15 protein-coding genes are annotated in these 13871 nt (G+C 68.6%); 2 read left to right on the top strand and 13 right to left on the bottom strand.

From position 1 onward, the window contains the following. The first annotated feature begins 4 nt into the window (after window positions 1-4). Window positions 5-2053 carry an ATP-binding protein gene (locus AAGI91_07845; GenBank protein ID MEM1042528.1) on the top strand — a complete coding sequence of 683 codons (2049 nt, stop codon included), beginning with the start codon at window positions 5-7 and terminating at the stop codon, window positions 2051-2053. A 127-nt stretch (window positions 2054-2180) separates the two neighbouring features. Then, window positions 2181-2906 carry a LytTR family DNA-binding domain-containing protein gene (locus tag AAGI91_07840; protein MEM1042527.1) on the top strand — a complete coding sequence of 242 codons (726 nt, stop codon included), beginning with the start codon at window positions 2181-2183 and terminating at the stop codon, window positions 2904-2906. Window positions 2907-2938: 32 nt separating this feature from the next. On the opposite strand, the gene AAGI91_07835 is transcribed toward AAGI91_07840, so the two are convergent. The 13 genes from AAGI91_07835 to trpS form a co-directional block, all read right to left on the bottom strand. Continuing rightward, a complete protein-coding gene (locus AAGI91_07835) occupies window positions 2939-3103 on the bottom strand; it encodes a hypothetical protein (GenBank protein ID MEM1042526.1) in 165 nt (54 codons plus the stop codon). Between the two features lie 3 nt (window positions 3104-3106). Beyond that, a complete protein-coding gene (pepT, locus tag AAGI91_07830; GenBank protein ID MEM1042525.1) occupies window positions 3107-4381 on the bottom strand; it encodes a peptidase T in 1275 nt (424 codons plus the stop codon). Window positions 4382-4561: 180 nt separating this feature from the next. Beyond that, entirely contained in the window at window positions 4562-4945 is a 384-nt protein-coding gene (locus AAGI91_07825; protein ID MEM1042524.1) for a DUF4296 domain-containing protein, read from the bottom strand. Between the two features lie 2 nt (window positions 4946-4947). Further along, the gene (locus AAGI91_07820) at window positions 4948-5274 is read right to left on the bottom strand and encodes a hypothetical protein (protein MEM1042523.1); all 327 of its coding nucleotides are present in this window, start codon (window positions 5272-5274) and stop codon (window positions 4948-4950) included. Between the two features lie 154 nt (window positions 5275-5428). Then, window positions 5429-6571: a DUF4837 family protein gene (locus AAGI91_07815; GenBank protein ID MEM1042522.1), complete on the bottom strand. Its 1143-nt coding sequence runs from the start codon at window positions 6569-6571 to the stop codon at window positions 5429-5431. Next, on the bottom strand, window positions 6568-7395 hold the full coding sequence (gene trpA / locus AAGI91_07810; protein MEM1042521.1) for a tryptophan synthase subunit alpha: 828 nt from the start codon (window positions 7393-7395) through the stop codon (window positions 6568-6570). The genes AAGI91_07815 and trpA overlap by 4 nt, the downstream gene beginning before the upstream one ends. Next, entirely contained in the window at window positions 7392-8087 is a 696-nt protein-coding gene (locus AAGI91_07805; GenBank protein ID MEM1042520.1) for a Uma2 family endonuclease, read from the bottom strand. Before AAGI91_07805 ends, trpA begins: the two co-directional genes overlap by 4 nt. Before the next feature lie 35 nt (window positions 8088-8122). Next, entirely contained in the window at window positions 8123-9337 is a 1215-nt protein-coding gene (gene trpB / locus AAGI91_07800; protein MEM1042519.1) for a tryptophan synthase subunit beta, read from the bottom strand. After that, window positions 9337-9981, bottom strand: coding sequence for a phosphoribosylanthranilate isomerase (locus AAGI91_07795; GenBank protein ID MEM1042518.1), 645 nt, complete (start codon window positions 9979-9981; stop codon window positions 9337-9339). Before AAGI91_07795 ends, trpB begins: the two co-directional genes overlap by 1 nt. Then, window positions 9978-10784 (bottom strand): indole-3-glycerol phosphate synthase TrpC, encoded by an 807-nt coding sequence (gene trpC, locus AAGI91_07790; GenBank protein ID MEM1042517.1) that lies wholly within the window; start codon window positions 10782-10784, stop codon window positions 9978-9980. The genes AAGI91_07795 and trpC overlap by 4 nt, the downstream gene beginning before the upstream one ends. Window positions 10785-10847: 63 nt before the next feature. Continuing rightward, window positions 10848-11882: an anthranilate phosphoribosyltransferase gene (gene trpD, locus AAGI91_07785; GenBank protein ID MEM1042516.1), complete on the bottom strand. Its 1035-nt coding sequence runs from the start codon at window positions 11880-11882 to the stop codon at window positions 10848-10850. Between the two features lie 11 nt (window positions 11883-11893). After that, entirely contained in the window at window positions 11894-12478 is a 585-nt protein-coding gene (locus tag AAGI91_07780) for an aminodeoxychorismate/anthranilate synthase component II (protein ID MEM1042515.1), read from the bottom strand. Between the two features lie 141 nt (window positions 12479-12619). Continuing rightward, window positions 12620-13639: a tryptophan--tRNA ligase gene (trpS, locus tag AAGI91_07775; GenBank protein ID MEM1042514.1), complete on the bottom strand. Its 1020-nt coding sequence runs from the start codon at window positions 13637-13639 to the stop codon at window positions 12620-12622. Window positions 13640-13871 lie beyond the last annotated feature (232 nt).

The following is a 13871-nucleotide window of genomic DNA, read 5'->3' as shown; positions in this document are numbered from 1 at the left end:
CTGCATGCCGTACCGCCCGCCGCCCGCCGCCGCGTCGCCTCAGGTCCGCCTTGACGACCCTGCCTTCCTGCTGGAGTTGGCGCTCGCCGCCAACAAAACGCTCGACCCGTCCGCTGAATGCAGAGTGTTTATCGACACGCTCCGCGAGCGGGCCGGGGTCGACGGTGGCCTGTGGTTCCGGGCGGTGGGCGTGTTTCAGCCGGTGTGCGGGTCGGGAGCTTTCGGCTCGGCACCGCAGCTAAGCCCCGACCACCCGCTCGCCCGAGCGACCGAGCGCGGCGAGGTATTCCTCGCGCCCCTGCCCGACGCACGCTTCGAGGGCCTGGCGGACGCGGCAAGCGGCGTCGCGGCGGCGTGCAGGGTGGGTCAGGACGGCCTGATGGCGCTTCACGCGTCGGAGGGCATTTCCCTCGGCGCGGAGGAGGTCGAGGCGCTGCGGCCCGTGATGGAGCAGCTTGCGGCGACGCACCACATGATGCAGGCGGTCTCGCGCGACAGCCGTGAGCAGAAAGAACTGGAGGCCCAACTGCGCGAAGCGAAGAGCCGGGCAGACTCGTCCGTGCAGGCCAAAGAGCGGTTCCTGGCCACGATGAGCCACGAAATCCGCACGCCGCTCAACGCGGTGCTCGGTCTCTCGCACCTCCTCGGCGAGACCGCGCTGGCCGAGGAGCAGACCGAATATGTCCAGGGCATCGCCGCCGCCGCCGACGCCCTGCTGAGCCTGGTGAACGACGTCCTCGACTTTGCCCGCCTCGGAGCCGAAAAGCTCACCTTCGAGGCGATCCCATTCCAGCCGGCCGACCTGCTCCACGACCTCGTGCTCGTGCTCCGGCCCCGCGCCGAGGCTAAAGGCATCGAACTCCACCTTGCTCTCGACCCGGCCGTGCCCGACGAACTCATCGGGGACCCGCACCGCCTGCGCCAGATCCTCATCAACCTCGTCTCGAACGCCGTGAAGTTCACGCACGAGGGCGGCGTCACCGTGCATGTGATGCCAGTGGCGGGCGGCACCGACGGCAGCATCGTGCTCCAGTTCGAGGTGGTTGACACGGGCATCGGGATATCGCCGGACCAGCACGAACGCATCTTCGAGTCGTTCACCCAGGCCCGCAGCGACGATGCTCGCAACGAGGGCGGAAGTGGCCTGGGCCTCGCGATTGTGAAGGAGCTGGTCGAAGGGCAACAGGGGACGGTCTCGGTGGCGAGCGAGGAGGGAAGCGGTTCGCGGTTCGCCGTCTCGCTGCCCTTTGCCCCGAGCGCGGCCCGCGCGCCGGAGCCAAAGCCGGAAGGCTACGCCGACCTGCGCGGCCTGCACGTTCTCCTGGCCGAAGACATCGCCGCGAACCAGTTTGTCGCCACGCGGATGCTGGAGCGCTGGGGCGTCGCCGTCACGGTCGTCGAGAACGGGCGGGAGGCTATCGAGCAGGTGGTGTCGTACCCTGAGAAGTTCGACTTGGTGCTGATGGACCTCCAGATGCCGGAGATGGACGGCATTACCGCTACGCGCACCATCCGCGACACGCTGGGTCTACCGCGCGAGCGCCTGCCTATCCTGGCGCTGACGGCCTCGGTGCTGGCCCAGCAGCGAGACGAGGTGCTCGCCGCCGGCTTCGACGAGTTCATCCTCAAGCCGTTTGACCCGGTTTATCTGAGCCACCGCATCGCGTTTCTGACCGGACGCATCGAGGAGGCCGACCGCCAGCCCGTCAACCGGGCGGCGCTGGAGCGGTACGCGCTTGGCGACCCCTCGTTTGTCAGAGAACTGATGGCCTTGTTCTACCGAGAAGTCCCCAGCAAGGTTGGGATGCTCGCCGAGGCCGCCGAGGCGGGAGCATGGGAAGAGGTGTGGACCCTCGCCCACCAAGCGAAATCGCAGGCAGCTTACGTCGGAGCCGAGCGCCTGGCCGCGTCGCTGGCCGAAGTGGAGCGTCGCGCGCGCGGCGCTCGTCCCGAGGATGCCGTGCCGGAGGCGAGGCGAGCCGCTGCGCTGTGCCAAGCCGTCGAGAATGACCTCAAAAAGCTATCTCAGCAGGAAGCGACAGAGCACGCGTAGTAGCTCCTGCCGGCGCGTTGCATAATCTGCTGGGTACGGCGTAGCATATTCATAGGCATCTTACGTTTGGCCGTTGGTCTTTCCGTATTAGTAACTTATGGGTCCACTACTGAGCCCCTCCATCTCCATGCGATGCCTGATCGTGGACGACGACGCGCTCGCGCGCACCGTCCTCGAACGCTACGTGTCACGCTACGACACCCTGGACCTCGTCGGGTCCTGTGACAGCGCACTCGACGCTGCCGACCTGATCACCCGAGCACGCGAAGCCGCACGCCCCGTGGACCTCGCGTTCTTCGACGTCGAGATGCCCGAGCTAAACGGCCTGGAGCTTGCCCGGTCGCTCGGGGAGGACGTGCAGGTCGTGATCGTCAGCGGCAAGGAGGAGTACGCGCGGGACGCCTTCGACCTCGCCGTGGCGGACTATATCGTGAAGCCCGTAGACTACGCGCGCTTCGTCCGCTCGGTGGAGCGCGCCCGGCTGCTGGCCGCAGCCAGGCAGGAAGGAAGGACAGCGTCCGAGACACCACAAGACGCACTGCCCGACGGTCACGTCTTCGTGCGGAGCGAGGGGCGCTTCGTACGCGTGAACCTCCAGGAGGTGGCCTGGATAGAGGCGCAGAAAGACTACGTCGTGCTCCACGGACCCGAGCAGCCGGTCACGGTCCACACCACGATGAAGGCCCTGGCCGAACGCTTGCCCGACACCTTCGCTCGGATCCACCGCTCGACGATTGTCCGCCTGGACCAGATCGAGGACGCCTCGGAGTCGGCGGTCGTGGTGGGCGGGACCGAACTGTCGGTCAGCAGCACCTACCGGCAGGACCTGATGAGCCGCCTGCGCACGCTGTAGCGGACCCCGCATGCGGGGGCAGACGCGGCGTCCTACCGGCCTTCCTCGCGCAGTTGCTCGAGTTGGTCCTGGAACCTGGCGTCTTCCCGCCCGGCCTGGATCAGGACGGTGGCTAGCACCGACAGGGTGATGAGGACGACGACGAAGCCAACCACGAAGAGGCGGGAGCGTCGCTGCCGGGAAGAGGGGGTGCGCATCGGTCAGGTGCCTCCGTGCTGGCCCCAGTGCTCCACGAGGGCGTTGACGTAGCTCAGGGTGGTGTTCAGGTTCTGGACGGTGTTCCACTCGAAGCGGCTGTGGAAGTCGTAGCCGCCCGTGAAGACGTTGGGCGTCGGGATGCCTATCTCGGAGAGGCGCGCCCCGTCGGTGCCGCCGCGCACGAGGTGCCAGCGGGGGGTGAGGCCCACCGCGCGAGCGGCCGCGTCGGCAAACGAGACGGTGCGCGGGTCTGTTTCTTCGATGTAGCGGAGCATGTTGCGGTAGGAGTCCCGAACCTCGACGCTGATATGGGCGCGGGGGTGCCGCTCCCCGAGTTCTTCGGCGAGGCTCCGCAGGAACGTCTTGCGCCGGGCGAGGCCGTCGTCCTCAAAGTCGCGCAGCAGGATGCGGACGCTGGCCCGGCCCGTCTCGCCCTGCGTGACGGCGTATGGGTAGAAATAGCCTTGCCGCTCCTCCGTCATGCTTGGCGTCTCGTTCGCAGGCAGGGCGGCGATGAACTCGGCGAGGACGCGGACCGCGTTCGCCATCACGCCCTTCGCATAGCCCGGGTGGACCGTCACCCCCTCGACCGTGACCGTGGCCTCGGCGGCGTTGAAGGTCTCGGAAGACAGCTCGCCGACCGGTCCTCCGTCGATCGTGTAGGCGACGTCCGCTCCGAAGCGCGCCCGGTCCAGGTGGTCCACACCGCGCCCGATTTCTTCATCCACGGTGAAGAGGAGGCGGACCTCAGGCCGAGGAGCTGTGCTGCCGGCGAGGTCTTCGGCGAGCTGCATCAGGACGGCGACGCCCGCCTTGTCGTCGGAGCCGAGGAGGGTCGTGCCGTCGCTCGTGATAAGGTCGTGGCCGAGGTGCGCGCGGAGCGCCGACTGCCGCGCCGGGTCGAGCGTGACCGACGGGTCGCCGGGAAGCGCGATGACCTCGCCCTGGTAGTTCCGGTGAAGGAGGGGGCGAACGCCGCCGCCTGGCTCGTCGGGCGAGGTGTCGACGTGGGCGACGAGGCCGAGGACCGGCACGGTGTGGCCCGGCGGCAGCGTAGAGGGCAGCGTGGCGTACACGTAGCCCGCCTCGTCGACGGTGGCCTCCACGCCCAAGCCGCGTAGTTCGCTGAGGAGCAGGCGGCTCAGCACAAGCTGCTTCTCCGTCGAGGGCACCGACGCGGAGTCCGGGTCCGACTGCGTATCGATCTGCACGTACCGGACGAACCGCCGCGCGACAGCGGGGAGGTCAGCGACTGTGTCGGCAGGAATCGGGGGCATCGGGCGGATGGGCGAATGGGCGGATGGGCGGATGGGCGGATGGGCGGATGGGCGGATGGGCGGATGGGCGGATGGGCGGATGGGCGAAGTAAAGCCGTTAAAACTACCGAGACCGTCGCGCTCCGCGCCAACCGTCCTCTGTCCCACCGTCCTCTGTCCACCGTCTCACCGTCCACCGTCTCACGGCTCCTCCTCCTCCAGGCGTCGCTCGCGGATCACCTGGTCGAGGGCACGAGTGTAGACCGGAGCGTAGAGGCCCGGGTGCTGGGCGTAGTAGTCGAGCGCCTGCCGGAAGGCTAGGGTGTCCAGGCCGAAGGGTGCGAGGGCGGCCGCGCGGAGGCTGTCCCGCGACTCACCCGTGTGGGCGGCGCGCGCGTCGGCGAGGTGGACCTCGACGAGCACGTCGACCATCAGGCTGTCCGAAAGGCTGGGGGCGGTCGGCTGCTCGGCTCCGCAGGCAGTGAGGAAGAGAGCGGAGGACAGAAGACAGAGGACAGAGGACGGACGGCATCGCTGCGGCGGGGCCAGCGACGCTTCCGCTCGTTCGCACGTCTGCTCTTCCATACCTAGCGCAGCTCGTCCGGCACGTCCACTTCCATCCGCAGGAGGCGGGCGGCGTAAGTCTTGCCCTGCGCGTCGAGCTTGAGCGAGACGGTGCCGCCGCCGCCGAGGGCCTCGTGCAGCAGGAAGTTCAGCGCGCCGAGGTTGGGGAGTTCGAAGCGCTCGACCTCGCCCTTGCACATCGGGCCGAAGTGAACCTTGACGCGCTCGGCGGTGACGGTCTCGCGTAGGAAATCGTAGTGCTTCGGGTTGCGGGCGATGAGGCCGACGTTGACCGCGTCGCCTTTGTCGCCGCTGCGGGCGTGGGCGATCTGGAGAAGGTTCGTTTTCAAGGACTCGGGGACGGTTTGTGCGGTGAGACGGTGGACAGCGAAGCGGTGTAGTCAGAGAGGTCAAACAAGGTACCGAGGCCGCTGTGCCCTATGCCAGCGCCCCTCACCGTCCGCTGTCCATTCCTCCCACTCTTCCCACTCCTGCCTCGCCTCGTCACCCCTCGTCCCCACTGTCGGCGAGGACCTCGACGCCCCCGCCGTCGGTGCGGAAGGTGTAAGCGATGGCTTCCATCTGGCGGAGGAACTCGCGCTTCTCGGCGGCCGAGTAGCGCGGGCCGAAGATCATCCCGTCGATGAGGTAGAACCGGCCCGTGTCCTCGTCGAAAAAGGCGTAGCTCACGAACGGCCCGCCCATGATGTCGCCGGTCAGCCGCCACGTCCCGCGCGTCTCGATCGCGAAGCGCCCGCCGAGGTCCACGGTGTCGGCCTCGACCGGCCGCCCGACCGGGTCTCGGTCTTCGATGGCGATGTAGCTGTCGGCGAAGGTGCCTCGGATGAACCGCTGGGTGAGGTCGTTGCGGAGGGCGCGGACCGCCTCGGGCGCGAGCCGCGTCAGGCGCGGGTCTTCCTCGTAGTAGACGAAGAAGTCGCGCCACGAGTCCTGCCCGGCGAAGCGGCGGTAGCGGACGAACGTCCCCCGCGTGCCCTGATCGTTGACGAACGTCGTGTCGACGGCGCGGACGTAGTCGTGCTGGATGCCGACGGCGAAGCCGTGCCGGTCGAGGAGGTCGGCCTCGATCTCGGTCTGCCGCGCTTTGTCGAACATGTCCTCGGTCGTGCGCGTGCGGGCGAGGCGGTTGAAGGCCGTGCGGAGGTCGTCGCCCCCGGCGCGGAGCTGCTGGACGAGGGCCGAGTCGGTGGGAGCCGTGGCGTAGGCGATGAGTTGGTCGCGCATCCAGAGGTCGGGCCGGGTGATGAGGCCCCGCCCGCCACGTTCGAGCGCCTGCACGCCCGCCGAGTCGAGCCGGGCGCGAATGAAGCGGGCGGTCTCGGAGGTGCCGGTGTAGGGGGCGGCGAAGATGACGCTGTGCTGGCGGCGCAGCCCGTCGAGCGAGAACTCGCTCAGGGACTCGTGGCGTAGCGTGAAGGCGGGGGTCGGCTGCGGGAACGTCCGCAGGCTGCGCCCGACCGTCGCGCGCAGCGCCTCGCCGACCGGCCCGTTCCACGTCGCCGAGTCGGTCACCACCATGATCTCGCCCTTCTTGCCGACGGCGGGGGGCTTGTACTCGGTGACGGTGCCGCATCCCGCCGTCACGAGAAGGGCGAACGCGGCTGCGAATCGGAGAAGAGATGTCATGCCGAAAGCGGAGTCGTTCCGTGTTTCAGTTCGCGGGCGAAGCGGCGGACGCGGGCGAGGCGCTCGGCGTCGGTGAGCGAGGCGTCGTCCCACAGCGCCTCGGCGAGCCGGATGAGGGCGGTGCCAACGATGAAGCCGTCGGTGTGCTCGCTGAGCGCGAGAGCGTCGGCGTGGGTCCGTATCCCGAACCCGACGAGCAGCGGATTGTTGTGGACGAGGCCCCGCACGCGGCGCAGATACGCAGAGATTCCACCGAGTCCGTCCAGGTCGCTCCCGGTCAGTCCAGCCACCGAGACCGCGTAGACGAACGCCGTCGCCTGCGCGTCGACCTGCCGGACGCGCTCGTCCGAGGTGTTCGGAGCGACGAGGAGCGTAAGGCCGAGTCCCGCCGCGCCCGCCTCGCGCTCGACCAGGCCGGCCTCTTCGGGCGGGAGGTCGGGGAGGATAAGGCCGTCTACGCCCGCCGCCGCCGCGTCGCGGCAGAAGGTGCCGACGCCGTAGCGGAGGACGGGGTTGACGTAGCCCATCATGAGCAGCGGCGTCTCACTCTCAGCCCGGAACCGCTCGGCGGTGCGAAACGCATCGGCCATCGTGACCCCATGCCGGAGCGCCCGCTCCGAGGCGTGCTGGATCGGCAGGCCCTCGGCGAGGGGGTCGGAGAACGGCATGCCGAGTTCGATGAAGTCGGCCCCGGCGGCGTCCGCAGCGCGGAGGATCGGGAGCGTCGCGTCGGGGTGCGGGAAGCCGTTCGTGAGGAAGAGGCCCATCGCCTTGTCGCCACGCTTCCGGCAGGCGGCGAGGGTCGTTCGGAGCCGGCCGGTCATGAGCGCGCCGGGCCGAGCACGTCGGCGACGGTGAAGGCGAGACCGGGGAGGGCTTCGACCGCGAGCGCTTCGCCGTGCGCGTGCCGCGTGACGGTGACGTAGCGGTCCACGTCCGGCCTCCGGCACACCTCGACCCACCCCTCCTCGGGCGCGACGATCCACACCTCGGGGATCCCGTACTCGGCGTACTTCGCCAGCTTCGGCCCCTGGTCGAACGCGAGCGTGCTCATCGACACCTCGACCGCGAGCAGCACGTCCAGCGGGTGCGGGTGGGCGCGGGCGTAGAAGTCCTCGCGCGGGCGCAGCAGCGCCACGTCCGGCTCCGGGTGCGTGTCGCCGAGTTGGATCGGGTCTTGGGTTCGGACGATGGCGCGCTCCCCTGCGAGGAGCGTCAGCAGGCGAGCGATACGGCTGACGGTGCTAGAATGGAAGCTGCTTGGTGGAGACATATGCAGAATGTGGCCTTCGAAGAGTTCGGTGCGCTCGTCCGGGCGCAGGACGCCGGCCTCGACCATCCGGTAGTAGTCCTCGACCGTGAAGTGCCACGCGCGGTCGGTGCCTGCCATCACCGGCACGCCGTCGTCGAGCCGGTAGCCGCCGTCGGGCAGGATGCCGGCCTGCCGCAATCGGTCGACCTCCTCCGCTGAGAAGCGCCGGAGGGTGTAGGGCAGGGTGTCGGTGAGGGCAGGCATCGGGGACCTCAGTCTCTCAGTCAAAAGTCCAGGTCTTACGCAGGAAGGCGCGCGGAGATCGTTGCCATGTCTTTGTCGCCGCGCCCGGAGACGTTGATGACGACGATCTGATTTTCGTCCATCTCGGCGCAGATCGCGGGCAGGGCGGCGACGGCGTGGGCGGTTTCGAGCGCGGGGATGATGCCCTCGGTCCGCGACAGCAGCCGGACCCCCTCCAGCGCCTCGGCATCGGTCACGGCGCGGTAGATCACGCGGCCCGTGTCCTTGAGGTGGCTGTGCTCCGGCCCGACGCCCGGGTAGTCCAACCCCGCCGAGACCGAGTGGGCGACCTCCACCTGCCCCGCGTCGTCCTGCAGGAGGTAGCTCATCGCCCCGTGCAGCACGCCCGGCGTGCCGAGCGAGAGCGTGGCCGCGTGGCGGCCGTCCAGGCCTTCGCCCGCCGCCTCGATGCCGTAGAGGTCGGTCTCGTCATCCAGAAACGGGTAGAAGATGCCCATCGCGTTCGAGCCGCCGCCGACGCACGCCACGACCGCGTCGGGCGTCTCGCGGCCCTCGACTTCGCGGAGTTGGCGCCGCGTCTCTTCCCCGATTACGCGGTGGAAGTCGCGCACCAGCATCGGGTACGGGTGCGGGCCGACGACCGAGCCGATGATATAGAACGTGTCGCCCGGGTGCGAGACCCAGTCGCGGATCGCCTCGTTGGTGGCGTCCTTCAGCGTGCGGCTCCCGCTCGTCGCCGGGCGCACCTCGGCCCCGAGCAGCCGCATCCGCTCCACGTTGAGGCGCTGCCGCTCGATGTCTTCGGCCCCCATGAACACGATGCAGTCGAGCCCGAACTTGGCGCAGACCGTCGCCGTGGCGACGCCGTGCTGGCCCGCCCCGGTCTCAGCGATGATCCGCCGCTTGCCCATCCGCCGGGCGAGGAGCACCTGCCCGATCGTGTTGTTGATCTTGTGCGCCCCGGTGTGGCAGAGGTCCTCGCGCTTGAGGTAAATCCTCGGCCCGCCACGCTGCCCACTGAGGCGTTCGGTCAGCCGGTCGGCGAAGGAGAGCGGCGTGGGCCGCCCGACGTAGTCGCGCAGCAGGCTGTCGACCTCGCGCTGGAACGCGGGGTCGTCTTTCGCCTCGGCGTAGGCCGTCTTCAGCTCCTCCAGAACCGGGACGAGGATTTCGGGAACGAACGCCCCGCCGTAGTCGCCGAAGCGGCCTCGCGCGTCGGGGGCGGTATAGGCCTGCGTCGCGGTCTCCATCAGTCCACCTCCACCGCGTCGCGGTATGCCTCGAAGAAGTCGTAGAGTTTGTCGAAGTCCTTGATGCCCGGCTCGGACTCGACCGACGAGGAGAGGTCGACGGCGTAGGGCTGCATCGTGTCGATGGCCTCCTGCACGTTCTCGGCGTTGATGCCGCCGGCGAGGAAGAGGGGAAACTCGGCGGCGAGGTCGCGGGCGAGGCGCCAGTTGAAGCTCTCGCCGGTGCCGCCCCAGAGGCTCGTCTTGTGGGTGTCGAGTAGGAAGAAGTCGGCCACACCCTGGTAGGGCAGCATCAGCGCTCGCAGCTGCTCACTCGACGCGTCGTGCTGCACCCGGAACGACTTGATGGTCGGCACCTCGACGGCAGCGACGACCTCCGGCGGCTCGTGCCCGTGGAGCTGCGCCAGCCCGAACCCGACCTCGGCGCAGCGGGCGTTGACCGCCTCCGCGTCCTCGTTCACGAACACGCCGACGGCCTCGATCCCGTCCAGCCAGTCGATGATCTCCTTCGCTACCTTCGGCGCGACGTAGCGCGGGCTGTCCTCGTACTGGATGAAGCCGAGGTAGTCAGCCCCAGCCCCGGCGCAGTAGCGGGCGTCGGCAAGCTGGGTGAGGCCGCAGATTTTGATTTTCGTTCGGGTCATACGGATTGAGTGGCAAGGAGGCGGGCGGTGTCGCGGCGGAGACCAGCGAGCGCCGCACCCGGGTCAGGAGCACGCATGAACGTCTCGCCGATAAGGACGGCGTCGATCCCGCGACGGCGAAGCAGCGCGAGGTCGGCGGCGGTCTTGAGGCCGCTCTCAGCGACGCGGGCGATGCGCTCCGGCACGCCGGCGAGGACGCGCGGGGCACGCTCGATGTCGACCTCGAACGTCCGCAGGTCGCGGTTGTTGACACCGAGAACCTGGACGCGGGCGAGGTCGAGGGCTTCTAGCTCGGCCTCGGCGTGCAGTTCCACGAGGCAGGCCAGGCCGAGGTCGGTGGCGGCGTCGTGGAGGTCGTGCAGCGCGGCCGGGTCGAGCGCGGCGGCGATCAGGAGCACGGCGTCGGCGCCGTAGGCGCGGGCCTCGACAAGCTGGTATTCGTCGACGACAAAGTCCTTCCGCAGAATCGGCAGGTCGGTGGCGGCGCGGACGGCGGCGAGGATGTCGAGCGATCCCTGGAAGTACAGCGGCTCGGTGAGGACCGAGAGCGCGGCGGCCCCGCCTCGCTCGTACTGCCCCGCGATCTCGACCGGGTCGAAGTCGGGCCTGATCACGCCCTGCGAGGGCGATGCCTTTTTGATCTCGGCGATGACGGCGAGGTCGTCCCGGCGCAGCGCCCCGGCGAAGGGCCGCGTCGGGGCCGAGAACGCAGGGCGCGCTTCGAGGTCGGCGACGGATGCCTCGGTCTTCCGACGGGCAACGAGGGCGCGGGTGTCGTCGAGGATACGGTCGAGGGTGTTCATTGAGTGATCGGGCGATTGAGTGACTGGCTGATTGGATGTTCAATCACCCCATCAGCCAGTCACTCAATCAGCAAATGAGTAAGAGGCTTCGACGAGCGCGTCGAGCTTGGCGAGGGCGGAGCCGGAATCGATGCTCGCGCGGGCGGCGTCGAGGCACGCGGCGAGGCCGTCGAACCGGCCGCTGGCGAGGAGCGCGTAGGCGGCGTTCAGCAGCACGATGTCGCGCGGCGGCCCGGCCTCGCCCCGCAAAATCGCGCGGACGATCTCGGCATTTTCCTCGGCCGTCCCGCCGTCCAACTCCGAGGCGCGGACGCGAGCCAGCCCGTAGTGCTCCGGCGTGACGACCTGCTGGAGCAGCGTCTGCGCGCCGAACGGGTCGAGCCGGCTGCCGGTCTGGTAGACGGTCGTCGGGCTGGAGGTGCTGAGTTCGTCGAGGCCGTCGTGGGCGTAGATGCAGACGACGTGCTCGCTCCCGAGGCGGACGAGGATTTCTGCCATCTGCTTGGCCGTCTCTTCGCTGAAGGCGCCGACGAGCTGGCGCTTGACGCCCGCCGGGTTGCAGAGCGGGCCGAGGATGTTGAAGAACGTCCGCACGCCGAGCGCCCGGCGGACCGGCATGACGTGCTTCAGCGCCGGATGAAAGAGCGGGGCGAAGAGGAACGCAATCCCGGCCTCGCGCAGGCATGCCTCGACGCCCTCGGCTCCGAGGGACGTGTCCACGCCGAGCGCGGCGAGCACGTCGGCCGACCCCGCGTTCGATGAGACCGCCCGGTTGCCGTGCTTGGCGACGATCACGCCCGCGCCGGCGGCGACGAACGACGCGGCGGTCGAGATGTTGAACGAGCCGGCGTGGTCGCCGCCCGTCCCGCACAGGTCGATGGCTCCGTCCGGCGCTTCGACCGGCACGGCATACTCACGCATGACTTTCGTGAAGCCGGTCAACTCGTCAAGCGTCTCGCCTCGGCTGCGGAGGCCGAGCAGAAGCGCGGCGATCTCCTCGGGCGTGGCCTCACCCCGGAGAAGAAGGCCCATCACGGCCTCGGCTTGGTCTTGGTCGAGCGTCTCGCTGTCGGCGATGATCTGGAGGTAGGAGCGCAAAATGGTGGGGGTCAGATGGTAGTTGAGATTGAGAGGCGTCGGAGCCAGCCCGCGATGAGCGCCGGCCCCTCGACGGTCAGCACGCTCTCCGGGTGAAACTGGATGCCTTCGATGGGGAATCTGCGGTGGCGGAGGCCCATGATGACCCCGTCCGAGGTCTCGGCCGAGACCTCCAGCACGTCCGGCAGCGTCTCGCGCTGGACCGCGAGCGAGTGGTACCGGGTGGCGACGAAGTCCTGCGGCACGTCTTCGAACAGCGTGCGCCCGTCGTGGCGAACCGTGCTCGTCTTCCCGTGCATCAGCGTCGGCGCGTGGACGACGCGCCCGCCGAAGACCTCGCCGATGGCCTGGTGCCCGAGGCAGACGCCGAGGATCGGAATGCGCTCCCCAAACGTGCGGAGGACGGCCTCGGAGATGCCCGCGTCGGCCGGACGCCCGGGGCCGGGCGAGAGCAGAATCCCGTCCGGCGCGAGCGCTTCTATCTCACCGAGCGAGATCGCATCGTTGCGTACGACGTCGACCGCGTCCGTGTGCCTCTGGACGAGGTGAACGAGGTTGTACGTAAACGAGTCGTAGTTGTCGATGACGAGGATCACGAGACAGAGGACAGAGGACAGAGGACAGAGGACAGAGGACAGAAAAAGCTGAGCAAATTACCGAGATTGTCGCGCTTCGTGCCGACCTCGTAGGGGGTAGCGCTGCTACGCCCTGGCCGAGGAACGCCTCGCGCGGCGCGGTCATCGGGCAGTCGAAACCAGCCCGGTTCGGGCGCGCACGACCGCCATCACCTCATCGACGCGGACGTTGGCGCGGGCGGCGCCGTCGCGGAGCACGTCGCGGACGTAGTCGGGCCGCTCGGCGAGGTCCTTGCGGCGCTCGCGGGCCTCGGCGAAGTAGTCCGTGACGAGGCCGAGCAGTTCTTTCTTGGCGTGACCGTAGCCGTAGCCCCCGGCGCGGTACGCGGCTGCGATCTCCTCGCGCTTGGCGTCGTCCGCGAAGAGCTTGATGAGGGCGAAGACGTTGTCGGCCTCCGGGTCCTTCGGCTCTTCCAGTGGCGTCGAATCGGTGACGATGCCCATGACGGTTTTCTTGAGCGGCTTGCCCGCTTCGAAGATGCCGATCGTGTTGTCGTACGACTTCGACATCTTGCGCCCGTCCACGCCGGGTACGACGGCGACATCGTCCAGGATCAGTGGCTCGGGGAGCGGGAAGAGCGGCTCGTCCTCGGGGCAGAACGCCTGGTTGAACCGGGCCGCCACGTCGCGGGTCATCTCGATGTGCTGCTTTTGATCCTTCCCGACCGGCACGAGCAGGCCTGCGCCTCTCTTGCGGTAGATCAGAATGTCGGCAGCTTGGAGGATCGGGTAGGTGAGCAGCCCAGCGTTGGCCGGAATGCCTTGCGCGACCTTGTCCTTGTACGACACGCCTTTTTCGAGGTGGCTGACCGGCGTGAGGCAGAGAAGAATCCACGCGAGTTCGGTCACGGCGGGCACGTCGCTCTGGAGAAAGAGCAGGGCCTCTTCGGGATCGAAGCCGAGCGCGAGGTAGTCGAGCGCCACGTCGAGGCTGTAGCGCTCCAGGGCCTCGGCGTCGCGGACCGTCGTGAGCGCGTGGTAGTTGACGATGAAGTAGAACGCCTCCTGCTGCGTATGCAGGCGGAGGTGCTGCCGGAGCGCGCCGAAGTAGTTGCCGATGTGGAGCGTCCCCGACGGCTGGATGCCGGAGACGACGGTCGCGGTGGGGTCGGTCGAGGTCATTGCTGGTTGGAAAAGAATGGCGAGAAGCTGCAAGGTAGCGAGGCCATAAAAAAGCCCGCTGCTCGGGTGAACAGCGGGCGGCAATTCGGTGGCTCGGAGGCTACGCGTCAGCGCACGAGCGGCCCACTGTCTGGGGGGAGGTCCACCAGAGCCGGCTAACGTGGGCAGTAGGGGCGGGTGTGTGCATCACGGCAGCAAGGATACGCCGATCTGGGCGGGGAAGCAACCGCCT

This window comes from Bacteroidota bacterium, assembly GCA_038746285.1.
Lineage (GTDB): Bacteria > Bacteroidota > Rhodothermia > Rhodothermales > JANQRZ01 > JANQRZ01.
The sequence above is the reverse complement of the archived record's forward strand: the minus strand, read 5'-3'. Positions and strand labels throughout refer to the sequence as shown.